Genomic DNA, 18,022 nt, shown 5'->3' on the forward strand with positions numbered 1-18,022 from the left:
CGCCCGTCTCGATGGCCGTCGATCGATGCGCGTGGTTGTATTCCGCAGATGAGCGTCGACTGTCGCACGAAACGCGCAGCGCATGCAAGCTTCGCTGCCGTGCCCGCCCGTCGCCGTCATGTGTCGTGTCATGTTCCGCGCCGCGGCGGCGGTCGTCTCTTTTCCGAAACGCCGTAGCAGGAACGACTGTTGCAACATGCGGAACAAGCGTTGTCTCGCGTGACGCAACGACCACATTGTGGGCATAATGGCGTCTTTACCGCGCGCCCTGCCCATGTCGCCCGTCTTTCTAGCACCGCTCATCGTTGCCTGTGCGTTGTTCATGGAAAGCGTCGACGCGAACATCATCGTCACCGCGCTGCCCGCGATGGCGAGGGACTTCGGGCACAGCCCCGTCACCCTGAACATTGCGATCACGGCCTACGTGGTCGGCCTCGGCGTGTTCATTCCGATTTGCGGATGGCTCGCCGACCGCTTCGGCGCACGCTCCGTATTCCGCACCGCGATCGGCATCTTCGTCGCCGGCTCGCTGATGTGCGCGGCATCCAATTCCCTCGGTCTGCTCACGTTCGCGCGCTTCGTGCAAGGCGTCGGCGGCGCGATGATGGTGCCGGTCGGCCGGATCATCATCTTCCGCGCGGTGTCGCGCGCCGATCTCGTGCGCGCGATGAACTACCTCGCGATTCCCGCGCTGTTCGGGCCCACGTTCGGGCCGCTCGTCGGCGGCTTCATCACGACCTATCTGCACTGGCGGATGATTTTCTTCATCAACGTGCCGATCGGGATCTACGGGATCTACCTCGCGAGCAAGCACATCGCGAACACGCACGAGCCCGATCCCGGCCCGCTCGACTGGTTCGGCTTCCTGCTGTCAGCGAGCGGCGCGGCGCTGCTGCTGATGGGGCTGACGCTGATCGACGGTTCGCTCACGTCGCGCGGCAACGCGATCATGATGTGCGTGGCGGGTGCCGCGATGCTCGCGCTCTACGTGCCGTATGCGCGCCGCAAGGAGCGCCCGGTGCTCGACCTCAGCTTCCTGAAAATTCCGACGTACCACGCGAGCGTGGTCGGCGGGTCGCTGTTCCGGATCGGCCTCGGCGCGGTGCCGTTCCTGTTGCCGCTCGCACTGCAGGAAGGGCTCGGGATGAGCGCGTTCCATTCCGGCCTGATCACGTGCGCGTCCGCGCTCGGCGGCGCGGTGAGCCGCTCGACAGCCACGCATACGCTGCGCCGCTTCGGCTTTCGCACGGTGCTGATCTACAACGCGGCGTTCGCCGGGCTCGCGATCGCCGCCTACGGCCTGTTCCATCCGGGCATGTCGACCTGGGCGATCTGGACGATCGTGCTGGTCGGCGGCATTTTCCCCGCGCTGCAGTTCACCAGCCTGAATTCGATGATCTACGCGGACATCTCGCAAAGCGACGCGGGCCGCGCCACCAGCCTCGGCAGCGTCGTGCAGCAGATGTCGCTCGGGCTCGGTGTGACGGTCGCGGGCCTCGTGCTGCACATCTCGCACTGGTTGCAAGGACACCAGACGATGGTGTGGTCGGATTTCTGGCCGGCGTTCGTCGTGGTCGGGCTGTGCTCGTTCGCATCGATTCCGATCACGCGGCGGCTGCCGCCCGGCGCCGGCGACGAAGTCGCGCGCGGCAAGCGGCAATAAACGGGCGGGCGGGAGAAAGGTCGGAGAAGTCGGCGGGGAAAACCGGACAAACAAAAAAATCAGCGGACATCCACTCGGGGCCGGTGCACAGCCGCATGGATGTCCGCTCAGGGCTCCGGGTCTCTCGTTGGGGGTTGAGAATCCCGGATTCGCTTCCTGCGTGCCATTGACATATGTGCGTCGGAAGCGGAATCGTTGCGCGCACATTTCGTCGCGCCATGACTGCACTATAGGGAAACTCGCGCCGCGCATCTGTCAACCATTGTCAGACGCCGGCACGCGCCCGCGCCGCACACGCGTGCCGCTTTCGCGCTAAAGTGGTGCCCGACCGCCACCCTCAGCCGCCGTTCCGATGCTTATGCTCTCGCCCGCCGCCGCCCGCGCGCTGCATCTCGCCGCGCAGGGCCTGCTGACTCCGCCGCGCCGCAAGGCGACCAAGGCCGACGTGCTCGACACGATCCGCCGGATGGCGCAGTTACAGATCGATACCATTCACGTCGTCGCGCGCAGCCCGTATCTCGTGCTGTTCAGCCGCCTCGGCAACTTCACCCCGCAGTGGCTCGACGAACATCTCGCCGAGGCGCGCCTGTTCGAATACTGGTCGCATGAGGCGTGCTTCCTGCCCGTCGAGCAGTTCGGACTGATGCGCTACAAGATGCTCGATCCGTCGGGGATGGGCTGGAAATACGCAGCGGAATGGCACGCGCAGAATCGCCCCGACATCGAACGGCTGCTCGCGCGGATTCGCGACGAAGGCCCGGTGCGCTCGGCGGACTTCATCCGTGAAGACGGCGCGAAGGGCAACGGCTGGTGGGACCGCAAGCCGGAGAAGAAACACCTCGAAGTGCTGTTCACGACCGGCGACCTGATGGTGTCCGAGCGCCGCAACTTCCAGCGTGTGTACGACGTGCGCGAGCGCGTGCTGCCCGGCTGGGACGATGCGCGCGACCTGCCGCCGCGCGAAGCCGTGCTGCCCGCGCTGCTCGACCACACGTGTCGCGCGCTCGGCGTCGTGCGGGCGGACTGGGTGGCCGACTACTATCGGCTGCCGCGCCGTTCATACCGCGCGGAGCTCGATCGGCTCGCCGACGCGGGCGACCTGATTCCGGTGGAGATCGCCGGCTGGAAAGAGCCGGCCTACGTGCATCGCTCGCTCGAATCGCTGCTGCCGGCCGCCGCGGCCGACACGCTGCGCTCGACGGTCACGACGCTGCTGTCGCCGTTCGATCCGGTGGTGTGGGACCGGCGGCGCGCCTCGACGCTGTTCGGGTTCGACTACACGATCGAGTGCTATACGCCCGCGCACAAGCGGCGCTACGGCTATTTCTGCCTGCCGGTGCTGCATCGCGGCCGGCTGATCGGGCGCGTCGACGCAAAGGCGCATCGCGTGCTCGGCACGTTCGAGCTGAAGGCGTTCCATGTCGAGCCCGGCGTGCGGTTCGGCGCGGGGCTCGCGGCCGATGTCGCGAAGGCCGTGAAAAAGCTTGCGGCATGGCACGGGACGCCCGCGGTGACGGTCGCGCACGCGCCGCCGGAGCTGGAGAAGGCGCTGGCAGGCGCGTGACGCCCGCGTCGTTGCGTTGGCAGGCGACGATGCACGCTGCGCTTGCGCGAACGTCGCCTGCTGCCGCTCAGTCGCGCAGCTTGCGAAAACGCGGCGTGCCGTCCGGCAGGTTCTCGTTGAACATCGCTTCCGGCCGCACCCACAGACCGCGCGCATGCGGCCACAGATGCTCGTACACGACCACCGATTCCTCGGTTTCGGAATGACGGGCGACGCCGATGTAGCGATACAGCCCGCCCTTGTAGTGGCGATGCGTGGCGAGCTGTTCGGCTTCCTGTTCGGTCATGATCTGCTTTCCTTCGGCAAAAACGAAAGCGCGTATTGTATGCGCTCGTATGCGCTCGCCGCGCATCAGCGTTTCGCGTAGATGTCGGGGCGGCGGATCTCCATCAGCCGTTCGGGATTCGCGGACGGCCCGAAGCCGACCGGACGGTACAACGCGTGCGCATCGGTCGTCACCAGCATGATGCGGCGCAGGCCCTGCACCATCGGCTGTGCGAAGACGTGGTCGATCAGCGCGCGGCCGTAGCCGTTGCCGCGCTCGGCCGGCAACACGAACACGTCGCACAGGTACGCGAACGTCGCGTGATCGGTGACGAGCCGCGCAAACCCGACGAGCCGGTCGCCGACATACGCGCCGAAGCACAGCGACCCTTCGATCGCGCGCTCGACGACGTCGCGCGGAATGCCCTGCGACCAGTATGCGTCGCGATGCAGGAAATCGAAGATCGCGTCGATGTCGAGTTCGCGCTTGTCGGTGGAAAATCTCAGCGTGGCAGGGGTGGCAGCGGGCACGTCGGCTCTCCGGTCGGATCGGGGCGGAGCAGCCACGATAGCGCGGTGCGGGGCGGGCGACAAGCGGCGTGCGATTCGACATGTACAACAATCCGTACAATAATTCCGCCCGTGTTATACTTGTACAGTTTTAAGTACAAGTGAGGCAGACCATGCGCACGATTCACTTTTCGGATGCTCGCGGCAATCTGAAGACGGTCATCGATCAGGTCGTCGACGATGCGGATGTGACGCTCATCACGCGTCGCGACGCGCCAAACGCAGTCATCATGTCGCAGGAATACTATGACAGCCTGATGGAGACGGTTCACCTGCTTCGTTCGCCGGCCAATGTCGCCCACCTCGAACGCTCGATCGCGCAATTGCGCAAGGGCAAGGCGAAAGAGCACAAGCTCGCGGAGGACGATGAATGAGCGTCCGCCGTGTGCTCTTTACATCCGACGCGTGGGACGACTACGTTTATTGGCAGGGGCAAGACCGCAAGACGCTCAAGCGCATCAACCAGCTCATTCGCGAAGCCCAACGGACGCCGTTCGAAGGTATCGGCAAACCCGAACCGCTGAAGGCGAATCTGTCCGGATTCCGGTCGCGCCGCATCGACGATACGAACCGTCTGGTCTATGAAGCGGACGATCTTCAGATCAGCATCGTGTCCTGCCGCTATCACTACGCGTAGCGCCAACCCCGCCGCCTCCCCCCTTCCCCGCTCACGGCGCGGGCAGCGCGCGGTCGGCCTTGCAACGCTTCAACGGCAGCGGCCGGGCCGCGACGATCCGCGTCACCTCGCGGGTGCGTGGGTCGATTTCCAGGTCGAGGCATGCGCAGCCGTAGCCATGCATCCCGGCGTTGGTGACAACCCAGCCATGCGTCGACATGTCGGGCATCTCGTCGAGGCCCGGCACCGGCGGACTGCCCTGCGTCGACAGCGTCCAGCTGTCGTCCTTGTCGACCAGCCACCAGTTGGCCGGCGTCGGATTCTCGAGCCATCCGCAGCGCTTTTCCGGAGCGGCGACGGCGTGCGTCGCGACGGCCAGTGCGAAGACCGTACCGAGAACCCGAGTCGCCAGGCGAATACGAGCGATTTTCATATCGATGAATACGGACGAAAGGAAGCAGCGGGAAACGGCAGCGTCGACAGCATACCCGCCTTTCGCGCCCCCTTTATGCATCCTTTGCGCGCCGGTCTCCCCACGCACGGATTCCGGCGAATCAGGTAGCCTGTGCGCAGCCCTTTTGCGGCGTCGCCCGCCAACAACGACAGACTGGAAGGAGACACTTCAATGCGCGACCGAGCCTCGTTCACTACGTCCACCCGCCACCGCCCGTTCGCATGCCGTGCGGCATGCTGGCTCGCCGCCGCCGCGCTTGCGTCCGCGATGCTGCCGGCCGACGCGGCCGAACTGCGCGTGATGATCTCCGGCGGCTTCACTGCCGCGTACAAGCAACTCGGCCCGCGCTTCAGCGCGTCGTCCGGCAACACGCTCGACACGATCTCCGGCCCGTCGATGGGCGAATCGAAGGAAGCGATTCCGAACCGCCTCGCGCGCGGCGAACAGGCCGACGCGCTGATCATGGTCGGCTACGCGCTCGACCGGCTGATCAAGGAAGGCAAGGTGATCCCCGCGTCGCGCGTGGAGCTCGCCGATTCGCGGATCGGCATGGTCGTGCGCGCCGGCGCGCCGACGCCCGACATCAGCACCGTCGACAAGCTGAAGGACGTGCTGCTGCACGCGAAATCGGTCGCGTATTCGGACAGCGCGAGCGGCGTCTACATCGAGAAGGAAATGTTCAGGAAGCTCGGCGTCGAGGACCAGGTGAAACCGAAGGCGTCGATGGTGCCGCGCATTCCGGTGGCGTCCGTCGTCGCGAACGGCGACTACGAACTCGGCTTCCAGCAGGTCAGCGAGCTGCTGCCGGTTGCCGGCATCACGTATGCGGGCAAGGTGCCCGAATCGGTGCAGTCCGTCACGCGTTTCGCGGGCGGCATTCCGGTGGGCGCCGCGCATCCGGACGACGCGAGGAAGCTGCTCGACTATCTCGCATCGCCGCAGGCACAACCGGTTGTGCACGCAACGGGGCTCGATTCGGTCGCCTCGTCGCCTGCGCAATAACGTTACCGCATCGCTTCATGTCCTACCGGCTCATCGCGTTCGACTTCGACGGCACGCTCGCCGATTCGCTCGACTGCTTTCTCGCGGCGCTGACGCAGGCGTCGCGCCTGCACGGCTTTCGCGACGCCACGCCCGAACTGCGCCCCGCGCTGCGCGGGATGTCGGCGCGCGAGATCATCCGCGCGCTCGACGTGCCGATATGGAAAGTGCCGCGCGTGACGGTCGACATGCGGCGCCTGATGCGGCCGCACATTGCGCAGGTGAAGCTGTTCCCCGGCGTCGACGACACATTCGATGCGCTCGCCGCGCGCGGGATCCGCATCGCGATCGCGACGTCGAACACCGAGGACATCGTGCGCGACCGGCTCGGGCCGCGCGCAAGCCGTCACGTCGATCTCTTCGCGTGCGGCATTCCGTTGTTCGGCAAGGCGCACCGGCTGCGCGCGCTCGTGCGCGAAGCGGGCATGCAACCCGCCGACGTGCTGTACGTCGGCGACGAAATCCGCGATGCCGATGCGGCGCGCCGCGCACGCATCGCGTTCCTGGGTGTCGCATGGGGCTACACGGCACCCGACGCATTGCAGCAGCATTGCGCGACGCCGCTGCTGCCGCGCCTCGACGCGTTGCTCGATCGCATGTGACCGACGCCGCGCATACGGTACTCCTGCGCTATGCATCCACTGCGCGCTCTACCCGCACGACGATGAAACGGCAATGACACGCATGCATGCCGCCGCCATTTCAAGCACGCGACGCACGCAAAAATTGCCGCCGCAATACGCGCGACAGGTACCCGCTACCGGCCCGTTCGCGCGCCCATCGATTCGTCTTACCAACCGTTACACAAAGCACAGCGCGGTTGCACCTGCTACCCGAACGCTCTCCTAGAATCAGTCGGGCCGAGCAACACTTCGACCGCCACCGCGGCAGAGCGGCGGTCGGTTCCGGCCCGGGCGCGCCCGGTCTCTCGCACAGCTGCGGATCACGCGATCCGTCCGTTAATCAGAGCCCCGATCGAAAGGAGGTCCCATGAACCGCTTTCCCACCCTCTCGCGCCTTGCATTGTCTGCCGCTGGCCTGCTGCTCGTCGCCGTGACGGCGAACGCGCAAACCGCGCAACCGTCGCCGTCCGCACCGGCCGCCGCGGAGGCACGCATCCACGAAGCCGACCAGACCTTCATCACGGACGGCACGAAGACCGTGTCGACGCAGCACGACGCCGCGCGCATCGCCGATTCGCGCACGTCGGACAGCCAGGTGAAGGCATTCGCGCAACGCGTGTCGACCGACGATGAGAAGATCATCCAGGCGATGCGCGCAGCGAGCCCGCGCGGCGTCGACGTGCCGGCCAACAATCCCGACACCACCGTGCTGGACAGCATCAAGAACTTGCGCGGCGCGGATTTCGACAAGGCGTATATCGAGCAGGTCGCGCTCGCCGGCGAGCAAAAGACGATCTCGGCGTTCCAGGCCGAAATCGCGTCGGGCCGCGACACGAAGCTGAAGGAAGTCGCACGCCAGTCGCTGCCGATCCTGCAGGCGCACTACGCGGACGCGCAGAAGCTCGCGCAGCGTCACCACCTCGCATCGGCGCAGTAACGCGATGCATGGCCGCGCATCGCGCGCGGCACCCTGCTTCCCCCCATCGTCGCGCCGCCGCGCCCCTTCCGGCGGCGCGATGCATGCAGCACCCGATACGCGTTACGTCGCGAGCTTCGCCTTCAACCGCTCGCGAACTGCCGGCCATTCGTCGTCGATGATGCTGAAGCGCACCGAATTGCGCTTGCGGCCGTCGGGCATGATCCGTTCGTGACGCACGATCCCTTCCTGCTTCGCACCGAGCCGCAGAATCGCCGCGCGGGACTGCTCGTTCAGCTCGTCGGTCGTGAACTGCACGCGCACGCAATGCAGCGTGTCGAACGCGTACGCGAGCAGCAGCCATTTCGCTTCGGTATTCGCGCGCGTGCGCTGCGCCGATTCGCCGAGCCACGTATGGCCGATCTCGAGCTTGCGATTCCGGTGGTCGATCTTCCAGAAGCGCGTGCTGCCGATCACGCGGCCCGACGCGCGACCGACGATCACGAACGGCATCACGGTGCCGCTCGTGCGCCCTTGCAGCGCCGTGTCGATATACGCGTCGACCGTCTCTTCGCCCGGCACGACGGTGACCTTCAGGTTCCACAGTCGACCGTCCGCGGCGGCATCCAGCAGCGCCTGCCGGTCGGATGCTTCGAGCGGCCGCAGTACGATGCGCTCGCCGGCGAGCGTCGGTTGTGCGAGGGAAGATGAAGCGTCGGTCATGACGGGTTCCGTTTCCGTGAAAGTGAGGACGAGGATGGCAACGACTGCGGCGAAACGTTCATCATACGGCCGCCGCTAACCGGGCAGCGCCGCGAGCCGGCGCCGGATCGCTTTCGCTTCGCCGCGCAGCGCGTCGGCGAAGGCGTCGACGAGCAGGCTCTTCGGCCGGTGCTCCGGCACGATCACGCTGACGCGATACGGAAACGAACGCGTGAGCGGCCGCACGTGCAGATCGCGCCCGACGAAATCGAGCGCGGTCAGCGGATTGACGATCGCGGCGCCGAGCCCCTGCCGCACGAACGCGCACACCGACACCGCCGACGGCGTTTCGATCACCGAGCGCGGCGCGACACCGAGCTGCGCGAACGCCTCGTCGATCATGATCCGGTACGGGTCGTTCAGCGACAGGCTCACGAACGGGCGATCGGCGAGATCCGCGAGATCGATCGCGTCCTTCGCCAGCAGCGGATGACCGTCGGGCAGCACGCACACCTCGTCGACTTCGAGCAGCGGCGTGAGCACGGTGCCGGCCGGCGCGACGTCGTGCTCGGTCAGCCCGAGGTCGTAGCGTTGCGCGGTCAGCCACTCCTCGAGCACCGGCGACTCCTGCGTCGCGACCGACACGCTGACGCCCGCATGCGCGTCGTGAAAACGCCGGCACGCCCCGGGTAGGATCGCGTGCGAAAACGCCGGCAGCGCGATTACCGACAACTGTCCGTCGCGAAACTCGCGCAGCCGCGCGGCCGTCGCCGCGACCCGCTCGAGCCCCACATAGGCGAGCCGCACGTCGTCGAACAGCGTGAGCGCGGCCATCGTCGGCCGCAGCCGGCCATGCGAGCGCTCGAACAGTGCAAAGCCGACCACCTGCTCCATGCGCGCGAGCTCGCGGCTGATCGTCGGCTGCGACGTATAGAGCATCTCGGCCGCACGCGTCGTGCTGCCGGTGACCATCAGCGCGCGAAAAACCTCGATATGCCGGTGTGTAAGCATGTCACCCTATATCCAGAATGAATCGAATATCGATAAACAGGCATTTTACTGTATAGCCTTTCAGGCGCATCATTCACGCTATCCGTTCATTCGATCCGATTCATCCGCCATGTCTCTCGATTCCCGCCAGCTCGCGACGCTCGCGCAGCAATACGGCACACCGCTGTGGGTGTACGACGCCGACGTCATCCGCGACCGCATCGCCCAACTGCGCCAGTTCGACGTGATCCGCTATGCGCAGAAGGCGAACTCGAACCTGCATATCCTGAAGCTGATGCGCGAAGAAGGCGCGTGCGTCGATGCCGTGTCGCTCGGCGAGATCGAACGCAGCCTCGCGGCCGGGTTCAGCCCGGCGGGCGAACCGGAAGGCGTCGTGTTCACGGCCGACCTGATCGACCGCCCGACGCTCGCGGCCGTGCTCAAGCATGGCGTGACCGTGAATGCCGGCTCGCTCGACATGCTCGCGCGCGTCGGCGAGCACGCGCCCGGCCATCGCGTCTGGCTGCGCGTGAATCCGGGTTTCGGCCACGGCCACAGCAACAAGACCAACACCGGCGGCCCGCAGAGCAAGCACGGAATCTGGATCGACGACGTGCCGCGCGCGATCGAGATCGTGCGCCAGTACGGGCTGAAGCTGGTCGGCATTCACATGCACATCGGCTCGGGCGTCGACTACGGCCACCTGTCGCAGGTGTGCGATGCGATGGTCGACCTCGTCACGTCGCTCGGCCACGACATCGAAGCAATCTCCGCGGGCGGCGGGCTGTCGATCCCGTATCGCGACGGCGAGCCGCGCGTCGACGTCGGCCACTACTTCAGCCAGTGGGATGCCGCGCGCAAGCGGATCGAACGGCATCTCGGCCACGCGGTGCGCATCGAGATCGAACCGGGCCGCTTCCTCGTGGCGGAAGCCGGCACGCTCGTCACCGAAGTGCAGGGCGTGAACCGCCGGCCGAAGCACGACTTCGTGCTGATCGATGCGGGCTTCAACGACCTGATGCGTCCGTCGATGTACGGCAGCTATCACGCGGTGTCCGTGCATGCGCACGACGGCGCGCTGCCCGCCGGCCGGCCGCTCGTCGACATCGCGATCGCCGGGCCGCTGTGCGAATCCGGCGACGTGTTCACGCAGGACGCAGGCGGCGTGGTCACGCACCGCAAGCTCGCGCAGCCGCAGATCGGCGACCTGCTGTTCCTGCACGACGCGGGCGCGTACGGCGCGTCGATGTCCTCGAACTACAACAGCCGGCCGCTCGCACCGGAAGTGCTCGTCGATCGCGGCACGCCGCGGCTGATCCGCCGCCGGCAGACGATCGACGAACTGCTCGCGCTCGAAACGTTCGAGTAACCGCGCCTTCACGCCGCGTTCGACACCGCTCGAACGCCCACGGCCAGGCTTGCCGCTTCCGGCATGCCTGGCCGTTTTGCTTTTGACGCGCGCCGCTCGCGCAGGGCAACCGCTCACGCACGCCGTAGCACCTCATGCTGCGCACCCCGTGCAACCGCAGCAGATCGCTTGCATCGCGTTCCACGCAGAGAGAAAAACATTCCACGGCACGTGGAAAGTGCGCGCATTTTTGGAAGCACTTTCCTTTTTGACAAAACTAAGATTGCCCTCAGTCGTTCAGCATTTGCGTCGCCGGATACGCATCGACGATGCAGCCGGTCACCCTCACTCGCAAGCCGCACGGGCAATCATGAACACGATGCTTGAACTCCTCGCCGCGCACCGGAACCCGTTCGATACGAACGCCGTGCGGTCCGCCTGCGTGCGCGAACGCATGCCGTAACGCATCGCGGCGAACGGCGCGCGCCGCACTCGCCGCCACGCTGCCCCGCGCCGCGCCCCCTTCTATCCGATTCCCGCCCACGGCGACGCCGCCCGTCGCCGCGGACACGCACATCCTGAATTTTCGACAACGACCACGGAGACGACCATGAAACACTTCACCCCGACGCTCAAGCAAGGCCTCGCCGCCGCCCTCCTCTGCGTGGCGGCCACAGCCTCGCATGCGGCTGACCTGCTCGACACCGTCAAGCAGGCCGGCGTGCTGAAGATCGCACTCGAAGGCACCTATCCGCCGTTCGACTACCGCAATGCCGACGGGCAGCTCGAAGGGTTCGACGTCGACGTCGCGAAGGCAGTCGCCGCCCGGCTCGGCGTGAAGCCGCAGTTCGTCACGACCGAATGGAGCGGGATTCTCGCCGGGCTGCAGGCCGGCAAGTTCGACGTGATCGTGAACCAGGTGGCGATCACGCCGTCGCGCCAGCAGGCGCTCGATTTCAGTACACCTTACGTGTATTCGTCCGCGCAACTGCTGCAACGCCAGAACGACACGCGTGCGTTCAAGTCGCTCGACGAACTGAAGGGCAAAAAAGTCGGCGTGACGATGGGCAGCAACTACGTCGATCTCGTGAAGACCGTGTCCGCGATCGATCTGCAGGTGTATCCGGGTACGCCGGAAAACCTGCGCGACCTCGCGGCGGGCCGTATCGATGCGGCGGTCAACGACCGCCTGATGCTGAGCTACCTGATCAAGAACTCGCACCTGCCGCTGCGCCCCGGCTCCGTGCTCCCGGGCGGCGAAGACCGGATGGGCATCCCGTTCCGCAAGGGCAATCCGAAATTCGCGAAGGCGATCGACGACGCGGTCGCATCGCTGCAGCAGGACGGCACGCTGAAGAAGATCTCGATGCAGTGGTTCGGCGCGGACACCTCCCGGCCGGTCACGCAATAACGCAGCGCTGCACGAGCCCGCGCGCCCCAATGCGCGGGCCGTCGAAAACACAATCAGGAGACACGCGATGGAAGCACTCGATCTGATCATTCATACGCTGCCCGTCATGGTGAAGGGCGCGCTGCTCACGCTGAAATTCGCGGTGGCGTCGATGGCGCTCGGCCTCGTCGTCGGGCTCGTGGTCGCCATCATGCGCATCGGCAGCAACCGGCTCGCGTCCGGCCTCGCGCAAGGCTACGTGAGCCTGATGCGCGGCACGCCGCTGCTCGTGCAGATGTTCGTCGTCTACTACGGGCTGCCCGATCTCGGCATCACGCTCGACCCGACGACGGCCGGCATCTTCACGCTGACGCTCAATGCCGGCGCGTACCTGTCCGAAAGCATGCGCGGCGCGATCCTCGGCATCGGCCGCGGGCAATGGGCGGCGGCGCACAGCCTCGGCCTCACGCACGTGCAGACCCTGCGCTACATCGTCTGCCCGCAGGCGCTGCGCCTGGCCGTGCCGAGCCTCGGCAACACGCTGATCAGCCTGATCAAGGACACGTCGCTCGTGTCGGTGATCACCGTCACCGAGTTGCTGCGCTCGACGCAGGAAGTGATCGCCGCGACCTTCCAGCCGCTGCCGCTCTACCTCGCCGCCGCCGCGATCTACTGGGTGCTCAGCACGCTGCTCACGCGCCTGCAGGGCCGCGTCGAAACGCGCCTCTCGCTGCCGTCCACGCATTGAGCAGGCACGCGCCCATCAACATGAACCTCAACCACGGACACAACATGATCACGCTCGACAACGTATCGAAGTGGTATGGCAAGCATCAGGTCCTTTCCGCATGCAGCGCGGCGGTATCGAAAGGCGAAGTGGTCGTCGTGTGCGGGCCGTCGGGCTCCGGCAAGTCGACGCTGATCAAGACGATCAACGGCCTCGAGCCGTTCCAGAAAGGCAGCATCGTCGTCGACGGCATGCGGCTCGGCGATCCCGCCGCGAAACTCGCGCAACTGCGTGCGCGGGTCGGCATGGTGTTTCAGCATTTCGAGCTGTTTCCGCACCTTTCGATCACCGGCAACCTGACGCTCGCGCAGGTCAAGGTGCTCGGCCGCCGCAAGGACGAGGCGATCGAGAACGCGATGAAGCTGCTCGATCGCGTCGGCCTGAAGGCCCATGCGCACAAGTATCCGGGGCAGTTGTCCGGCGGGCAGCAGCAACGCGTCGCGATCGCGCGCGCACTGTCGATGAACCCGGTCGCGATGCTGTTCGACGAGCCGACCTCCGCGCTCGACCCCGAGATGATCAACGAAGTGCTCGACGTGATGGTCGAGCTCGCGCGCGACGGGATGACGATGGTGTGCGTCACGCACGAGATGGGCTTCGCGCGGAAGGTCGCGCATCGCGTGATCTTCATGGACCAGGGCGCGGTGGTCGAGGATGCGGCAAGCGATGCATTCTTCGCCGCGCCGCGCTCCGACCGCGCGCGCGACTTCCTCGACAAGATCCTGCACTGAGCGCACAACGGCCGCACCGCTTCGATTGACCGACTTTCAAAGGACGACATCTTGAACCACCTGCACTCGACCGACACCCTCCTCGCTCACGAAGGCCGCGCGCACGGCCAGCCCGGCTCGCCGGTGAATCCGCCCGTGTATCGCCAGTCGACGCTGCTCTTTCACGGCACCGACGCGCTCGACGCGGTGCGCGGCACGCCGCTCGCGTACGGACGGCACGGCAGCCCGACCACGCGCGCGCTCGAAAAGGCGCTCGCGCGTCTCGAAGGCGCGCACGCCGCGCTGCTGACGCCGAGCGGACTCAGCGCGATCACGACCGCGCTGCTCGCGGTGCTCGATCCCGGCGACCATCTGCTGATGGTCGACTCCGCGTACGATCCGACGCGCTCGTTCTGCGACGAAACGCTCGCGCGCCTCGGCATCGAAACGACATACTACGATCCGTCGATCGGCGCCGGCATCGCGTCGCTGATGCGGCCCAACACGCGCGCGATATTCGCCGAGTCGCCCGGCTCGCTGACCTTCGAAGTGCAGGACATCCCCGCGATCTGCCGCGTCGCACACGAGCACGGCGCGGTCGTGCTGCTCGACAACACGTGGGGCACGCCGCTGAATTTCCGTTCGTTCTCGCATGGCGTCGACGTGTCGATCCATGCGGCGACGAAATACATCGCCGGCCACTCCGACGTGCTGATGGGCGTGATCCTGACCACCGAGGCGCTCGCGCCGAAAGTCACGCGCTGCTACCGGCAGCTCGGGATGACGGTCAGCGGCGACGATGCGTATCTCGCGCTGCGCGGCCTGCGCACGCTGTCGGTCCGTCTCGAGCGCCACCAGCGCAACGCGCACGTGCTGACCGAATGGCTCGCGCGGCAGCCGGAAGTCGCACAGATCCTGTATCCGGCGCGGCCGGGCGATGCCGGCCACGCGCTGTGGCAACGCGACTTCACGGGCGCGTGCGGGCTGTTCGGCCTGGTGCTGCATCCGCAGCCCGACAAGGCCGTGCGTGCGCTGCTCGACGGGATGACGTGCTTCGGCATGGGCTACAGCTGGGGCGGCTTCGAAAGCCTGATCATCCCGTCGAACCCGTCGCGCCATCGCACCGCGACGCAATGGGCGGCCGCCGGCCCGCTGCTGCGCATTCACGCGGGGCTCGAACATCCGGACGACATGATCGCGGACCTCGACGCCGGTTTCGCGAGAATGCGCGCCGCCGCCGCCGCATTCGCGGAAGCCTGATATCGGGCAATGCAGCGCGCCGGTTCGTATCACGACGCATCACGCTTTTTTCAACGTTCGACCACTACTGATAGCGAGGCCATCATGAAAGACACGCTGTTCATTCTCCGCCCGGGTTTCTTCAAGGACGCCGAAGGTCCGTTCTACTGCGGCGACTCGGTTGCCGTCGAAGGGCTGCTCAGTTTCTATCCGCAATTGCGCGACGCGGTCGCGGTCGAGTACGTCGATGCGCCGCGGCCGCGCCAGCCGATCGTCGCGCTGATCGGCGAGGACAACCAGTCGGCACCCGTGCTCGTGCTGGGCAACGGGCAGACGCCGAAGGACGATGCGATCGGGATTCGCGAGCACAACGGCCGGCGCTTCATCGATTCGCCCGCCGATATCCGGCGCTATCTGTCGTCGCAATACGGCGTTGCGCACGTTGCGTAAGCCCGCGGGCGCCTGATGTCGACGGGTGCCGGCGAACGGGCCGTGCGGTATGCACGGCCCGTCTTTCGCGACGCTCGGCACGCGGCAGATCCGCTTGTTCGACCGGGCCCGTCACGTCGCCATGCGCCGCGCGTCAGCCCGCGCGCTGCACCGGCGCCATTTTCGAAAAGTACTTCGCGCCCGCGACGCAGCCGACGACCACGACCGTCACGACGAGCATCGACGGCGGCACCGTCTCGTGCAGCAGCCCGGCCGCGAGCAGGAAGCCGAAGAACGGCTGCAGCAGCTGCAGCTGCCCGACGCCCGCGATCCCGCCGAGCGCGAGCCCGCGATACCAGAACACGAAGCCGATCAGCATGCTGAACAGCGACACATAGGCGAGCCCCCACAGCGCGGCGGCGTCGACGCCGTCGAACGTGGCCGGCCACGTGAACCACGCGAGCGGCAGCATCACCGGCAGCGACAGCACCAGCGCCCACGAGATCACCTGCCAGCCGCCGAGCTGGCGCGACAGGCGCGCGCCTTCCGCGTAGCCGAGCCCGCAGGCGACGATCGCGGCCAGCATCAGCGCATCGCCGACCACCGACGCACTGCCGCCGTTGCGCAGCGCAAACGCGGCCACCGCGCCGCTGCCGAGCAGCGAGAAGATCCAGAACGGCAGCCTCGGCCGTTCGCCGCCGCGCCACACGCCGAACAGCGCCGTCGCCAGCGGCAGCAGCCCGACGAACACGATCGCGTGCGCGGACGTCACGTGCTTCAGCGCAAGCGCGGTCAGCAACGGAAAACCGACCACGACCCCGAGCGCGACGATGACGAGCGACGCGGTCTCGGCACGCGTGGGGCGCTTCTGCTTCAGCGCGACGAGCAACCCGAGGCCGAGCACCCCGGCGATCGTCGCACGCGCGAACGTGAGGAACAGCGGGTCGAGCCCCTGCACCGCGACACGCGTCGCAGGCAGCGAGCCACTGAAAATGATCACGCCCAGCAGGCCGCTGAGCCATCCGTCGGTCGTCTTTTGCACGGCACATCCTGATCGGAAAAAGGGGGATGTCCGATGATCCGCCGCCCGCGAAATGCGCGTAAGCTACAGCCCAATACAATTCGGACAAACTGTACTGAACAACCGACCGTACAGTTCACCTTTCGCCATGAGCCAATCCGCCCCGCACCCCGCCCCGCCCGCGGCATCGCGCACGCGTGTGGAAACCGTGATGGACACGCTGCGCGCGCGGATCGCGAGCCGCACGCTGATGCCCGGCGCGCGCGTGCCGTCGATCCGGATGATGGCCGACGCGCTGCACGTGTCGAAATCGACCGTCGTCGACGCATACGAACGGCTCGCGAGCGAAGGCGTGCTCGTCGCGCGGCGCGGCTCCGGCTTCTACGTGTCGGGCCATGCGCCGCCGCTCGCGCTCGCCGAACTCGGGCCCCGCCTCGATCGCGAGCTCGATCCGCTGTGGCTGTCGCGCCAGGCACTCGAAGCGGCCCCCGGCTCGGTGAAACCCGGCTGCGGCTGGCTGCCGTCGTCGTGGCTGCCCGACGAGAGCCTGCGCCGCGCGCTGCGCGCCGTATCGCGCGACGAACCCGACGCGCTGACCGACTATGCGACGCCGCTCGGGCTGCCCGCCCTGCGCCAGCAGCTCGCGTGGCGCCTCGCGCAGCACGGCATCCATGCGGAGCCCACGCAGATCATGCTGACCGACGGCGGCACGCATGCGCTCGATCTCGTGTGCCGGCTGCTGCTGGAACCCGGCGACACCGTCGTGCTCGACGACCCGTGCTACTTCAACTTCCAGGCGCTGCTGCGCGCGCATCGCGCGCGGATCGTCAGCGTCCCGTACACGCCGAACGGCCCCGATCTCGAACGCTTCGAGCAGGTGCTCGTCGAGCATCGTCCGCGGCTCTACATCACGAACGCGGCACTGCACAACCCAACGGGCGCGACACTCGCGCCGCCGGTCGCGCACCGGCTGCTGACGCTCGCGGCCGAGCATGGGCTGCTGATCGTCGAGGACGACATCTTCGCGGACTTCGAGAGCACGCCCGCGCCGCGCCTCGCGGCGTTCGACGGGCTGTCGCGCGTCGTGTCGATCGGCAGCTTCTCGAAGACGCTGTCGGCCGCGATCCGCTGCGGCTATGTCGCCGCGCGTCCCGAATGGATCGACGCGCTCGTCGACCTGAAGCTCGCGACGTCGTTCGGCAATGCGCAGATCGGGGCGAACGTCGTGCACCGGCTGCTCGTCGACGGCACGTACCGCCGCCATCTCGACAGCCTGCGTGCGCATCTCGCGGATGCGATGGGCGAGACGATCCGGCGGCTCGCGCGCGCCGGTCTCGGAATCTGGACGGAACCGCGCGGTGGACTATTCGTATGGGCGGAATTGCCCGACGGGCTCGACGCCGCGCACGTCGCGCGCCACGCGCTCGATCACGACGTGGTGCTCGCACCGGGGAACGTGTTCAGTGCGGCACACAGCGCGACGTCGTTCATGCGTTTCAACGTGTCGCGCTGCAAGGGGCCAGCGGTGTTCGATGCGCTGGCGCGGGCGATGGAGGCGGCGCGGGCGGACGCACGGAGGGATGCTGGAGAACGTTCATTGACCAGGGGTCCGTAACGTTCATAATCCCCCCGTTCGCAAAATCATACTCGTCTCATAGACGCATACTCGTTGATTCATCGATAGTTCTGGTCAAA

At 66.8% G+C, this 18,022-nt stretch carries 21 protein-coding genes; 15 read left to right on the forward strand and 6 right to left on the reverse strand.

The features are described from left to right. Positions 1-274: 274 nt before the first annotated feature. Both DCN14_RS10720 and DCN14_RS10725 read left to right on the forward strand, forming a co-directional pair. The gene (locus DCN14_RS10720; protein ID WP_096508113.1) at positions 275-1,663 is read left to right on the forward strand and encodes an MFS transporter; all 1,389 of its coding nucleotides are present in this window, start codon (positions 275-277) and stop codon (positions 1,661-1,663) included. Between the two features lie 352 nt (positions 1,664-2,015). Beyond that, positions 2,016-3,227 carry a crosslink repair DNA glycosylase YcaQ family protein gene (locus DCN14_RS10725; protein WP_096508114.1) on the forward strand — a complete coding sequence of 404 codons (1,212 nt, stop codon included), beginning with the start codon at positions 2,016-2,018 and terminating at the stop codon, positions 3,225-3,227. Between the two features lie 67 nt (positions 3,228-3,294). Here DCN14_RS10725 and DCN14_RS10730 read toward each other — a convergent pair whose 3' ends face one another. Further along, on the reverse strand, positions 3,295-3,513 hold the full coding sequence (locus DCN14_RS10730) for a DUF1653 domain-containing protein (protein WP_006751720.1): 219 nt from the start codon (positions 3,511-3,513) through the stop codon (positions 3,295-3,297). Between the two features lie 65 nt (positions 3,514-3,578). Next, entirely contained in the window at positions 3,579-4,022 is a 444-nt protein-coding gene (locus tag DCN14_RS10735) for a GNAT family N-acetyltransferase (RefSeq protein WP_096508115.1), read from the reverse strand. Between the two features lie 152 nt (positions 4,023-4,174). Between DCN14_RS10735 and DCN14_RS10740 the strand changes: the two genes are divergently transcribed. Continuing rightward, positions 4,175-4,435 carry a type II toxin-antitoxin system prevent-host-death family antitoxin gene (locus DCN14_RS10740; RefSeq protein WP_012366507.1) on the forward strand — a complete coding sequence of 87 codons (261 nt, stop codon included), beginning with the start codon at positions 4,175-4,177 and terminating at the stop codon, positions 4,433-4,435. Beyond that, positions 4,432-4,698, forward strand: a complete 267-nt coding sequence (locus tag DCN14_RS10745) for a Txe/YoeB family addiction module toxin (RefSeq protein WP_096508116.1) — start codon at positions 4,432-4,434, stop codon at positions 4,696-4,698. The genes DCN14_RS10740 and DCN14_RS10745 overlap by 4 nt, the downstream gene beginning before the upstream one ends. A gap of 31 nt (positions 4,699-4,729) precedes the next feature. Here the strand turns inward: DCN14_RS10745 and DCN14_RS10750 are convergent, their stop codons facing one another. Then, entirely contained in the window at positions 4,730-5,191 is a 462-nt protein-coding gene (locus tag DCN14_RS10750; protein ID WP_205212583.1) for a DUF4087 domain-containing protein, read from the reverse strand. A gap of 207 nt (positions 5,192-5,398) precedes the next feature. On the opposite strand from DCN14_RS10750, the gene DCN14_RS10755 reads away from it, so the two are divergent. The 3 genes from DCN14_RS10755 to DCN14_RS10765 all read left to right on the forward strand — a co-directional run bounded on the left by DCN14_RS10755 (position 5,399) and on the right by DCN14_RS10765 (position 7,732). After that, complete coding sequence (locus DCN14_RS10755; RefSeq protein WP_240327298.1) at positions 5,399-6,133, forward strand: substrate-binding domain-containing protein; 735 nt, start codon at positions 5,399-5,401, stop codon at positions 6,131-6,133. A gap of 17 nt (positions 6,134-6,150) precedes the next feature. Then, a complete protein-coding gene (locus DCN14_RS10760; protein WP_096508119.1) occupies positions 6,151-6,774 on the forward strand; it encodes an HAD hydrolase-like protein in 624 nt (207 codons plus the stop codon). A gap of 388 nt (positions 6,775-7,162) precedes the next feature. After that, positions 7,163-7,732 carry a DUF4142 domain-containing protein gene (locus DCN14_RS10765; RefSeq protein ID WP_096508120.1) on the forward strand — a complete coding sequence of 190 codons (570 nt, stop codon included), beginning with the start codon at positions 7,163-7,165 and terminating at the stop codon, positions 7,730-7,732. Between the two features lie 102 nt (positions 7,733-7,834). Here the strand turns inward: DCN14_RS10765 and DCN14_RS10770 are convergent, their stop codons facing one another. Together DCN14_RS10770 and DCN14_RS10775 are read right to left on the reverse strand one after the other, a co-directional pair. Then, positions 7,835-8,434, reverse strand: a complete 600-nt coding sequence (locus tag DCN14_RS10770) for a GNAT family protein (RefSeq protein WP_096508121.1) — start codon at positions 8,432-8,434, stop codon at positions 7,835-7,837. A gap of 75 nt (positions 8,435-8,509) precedes the next feature. Then, a complete protein-coding gene (locus DCN14_RS10775; RefSeq protein WP_096508122.1) occupies positions 8,510-9,424 on the reverse strand; it encodes a LysR family transcriptional regulator in 915 nt (304 codons plus the stop codon). A gap of 109 nt (positions 9,425-9,533) precedes the next feature. Here DCN14_RS10775 and lysA point away from each other — a divergent pair, with 109 nt between their 5' ends. The 7 genes from lysA to DCN14_RS10810 all read left to right on the forward strand — a co-directional run bounded on the left by lysA (position 9,534) and on the right by DCN14_RS10810 (position 15,327). Continuing rightward, complete coding sequence (lysA, locus tag DCN14_RS10780; RefSeq protein WP_096508123.1) at positions 9,534-10,772, forward strand: diaminopimelate decarboxylase; 1,239 nt, start codon at positions 9,534-9,536, stop codon at positions 10,770-10,772. A gap of 148 nt (positions 10,773-10,920) precedes the next feature. Next, entirely contained in the window at positions 10,921-11,214 is a 294-nt protein-coding gene (locus DCN14_RS37920) for a hypothetical protein (protein WP_143331730.1), read from the forward strand. Positions 11,215-11,361: 147 nt separating this feature from the next. Next, positions 11,362-12,162, forward strand: a complete 801-nt coding sequence (locus tag DCN14_RS10790) for a transporter substrate-binding domain-containing protein (protein WP_096508125.1) — start codon at positions 11,362-11,364, stop codon at positions 12,160-12,162. 67 nt (positions 12,163-12,229) lie between these two features. Beyond that, positions 12,230-12,889 (forward strand): amino acid ABC transporter permease, encoded by a 660-nt coding sequence (locus tag DCN14_RS10795; RefSeq protein WP_096508126.1) that lies wholly within the window; start codon positions 12,230-12,232, stop codon positions 12,887-12,889. Between the two features lie 44 nt (positions 12,890-12,933). Then, a complete protein-coding gene (locus DCN14_RS10800; RefSeq protein ID WP_096508165.1) occupies positions 12,934-13,659 on the forward strand; it encodes an amino acid ABC transporter ATP-binding protein in 726 nt (241 codons plus the stop codon). A 51-nt stretch (positions 13,660-13,710) separates the two neighbouring features. Then, positions 13,711-14,898: a cystathionine beta-lyase gene (metC, locus tag DCN14_RS10805; RefSeq protein WP_096508127.1), complete on the forward strand. Its 1,188-nt coding sequence runs from the start codon at positions 13,711-13,713 to the stop codon at positions 14,896-14,898. Positions 14,899-14,982: 84 nt separating this feature from the next. Further along, positions 14,983-15,327 carry a DUF3088 domain-containing protein gene (locus tag DCN14_RS10810; protein WP_096508128.1) on the forward strand — a complete coding sequence of 115 codons (345 nt, stop codon included), beginning with the start codon at positions 14,983-14,985 and terminating at the stop codon, positions 15,325-15,327. A gap of 133 nt (positions 15,328-15,460) precedes the next feature. On the opposite strand, the gene DCN14_RS10815 is transcribed toward DCN14_RS10810, so the two are convergent. After that, on the reverse strand, positions 15,461-16,348 hold the full coding sequence (locus DCN14_RS10815; protein ID WP_096508129.1) for a DMT family transporter: 888 nt from the start codon (positions 16,346-16,348) through the stop codon (positions 15,461-15,463). A 127-nt stretch (positions 16,349-16,475) separates the two neighbouring features. On the opposite strand from DCN14_RS10815, the gene DCN14_RS10820 reads away from it, so the two are divergent. Next, the gene (locus tag DCN14_RS10820) at positions 16,476-17,942 is read left to right on the forward strand and encodes a PLP-dependent aminotransferase family protein (protein ID WP_096508130.1); all 1,467 of its coding nucleotides are present in this window, start codon (positions 16,476-16,478) and stop codon (positions 17,940-17,942) included. The last annotated feature ends 80 nt before the right edge of the window (positions 17,943-18,022 follow it).

Origin of the sequence: Burkholderia sp. IDO3 (genome assembly GCF_003366075.1) — a bacterium.
In the GTDB taxonomy this organism is placed as follows: Bacteria; Pseudomonadota; Gammaproteobacteria; order Burkholderiales; family Burkholderiaceae; genus Burkholderia; species Burkholderia anthina.

Bases quoted from the DNA above. Each gene is read 5' to 3' on its own strand.
- DCN14_RS10765 (WP_096508120.1), top strand. From the start codon at position 7,163: ATGAACCGCTTTCCCACCCTCTCGCGCCTTGCATTGTCTGCCGCTGGC.
- DCN14_RS10820 (WP_096508130.1), top strand. From the start codon at position 16,476: ATGAGCCAATCCGCCCCGCACCCCGCCCCGCCCGCGGCATCGCGCACG.
- DCN14_RS10760 (WP_096508119.1), top strand. From the start codon at position 6,151: ATGTCCTACCGGCTCATCGCGTTCGACTTCGACGGCACGCTCGCCGAT.
- DCN14_RS10770 (WP_096508121.1), bottom strand. From the start codon at position 8,434: ATGACCGACGCTTCATCTTCCCTCGCACAACCGACGCTCGCCGGCGAG.
- DCN14_RS10720 (WP_096508113.1), top strand. From the start codon at position 275: ATGTCGCCCGTCTTTCTAGCACCGCTCATCGTTGCCTGTGCGTTGTTC.
- lysA (WP_096508123.1), top strand. From the start codon at position 9,534: ATGTCTCTCGATTCCCGCCAGCTCGCGACGCTCGCGCAGCAATACGGC.
- DCN14_RS10740 (WP_012366507.1), top strand. From the start codon at position 4,175: ATGCGCACGATTCACTTTTCGGATGCTCGCGGCAATCTGAAGACGGTC.
- DCN14_RS10725 (WP_096508114.1), top strand. From the start codon at position 2,016: ATGCTTATGCTCTCGCCCGCCGCCGCCCGCGCGCTGCATCTCGCCGCG.
- DCN14_RS10750 (WP_205212583.1), bottom strand. From the start codon at position 5,191: ATGCATAAAGGGGGCGCGAAAGGCGGGTATGCTGTCGACGCTGCCGTT.
- DCN14_RS10755 (WP_240327298.1), top strand. From the start codon at position 5,399: ATGCTGCCGGCCGACGCGGCCGAACTGCGCGTGATGATCTCCGGCGGC.
- DCN14_RS10810 (WP_096508128.1), top strand. From the start codon at position 14,983: ATGAAAGACACGCTGTTCATTCTCCGCCCGGGTTTCTTCAAGGACGCC.
- DCN14_RS10745 (WP_096508116.1), top strand. From the start codon at position 4,432: ATGAGCGTCCGCCGTGTGCTCTTTACATCCGACGCGTGGGACGACTAC.
- DCN14_RS10775 (WP_096508122.1), bottom strand. From the start codon at position 9,424: ATGCTTACACACCGGCATATCGAGGTTTTTCGCGCGCTGATGGTCACC.
- DCN14_RS10800 (WP_096508165.1), top strand. From the start codon at position 12,934: ATGATCACGCTCGACAACGTATCGAAGTGGTATGGCAAGCATCAGGTC.
- DCN14_RS10730 (WP_006751720.1), bottom strand. From the start codon at position 3,513: ATGACCGAACAGGAAGCCGAACAGCTCGCCACGCATCGCCACTACAAG.
- DCN14_RS10790 (WP_096508125.1), top strand. From the start codon at position 11,362: ATGAAACACTTCACCCCGACGCTCAAGCAAGGCCTCGCCGCCGCCCTC.
- DCN14_RS10795 (WP_096508126.1), top strand. From the start codon at position 12,230: ATGGAAGCACTCGATCTGATCATTCATACGCTGCCCGTCATGGTGAAG.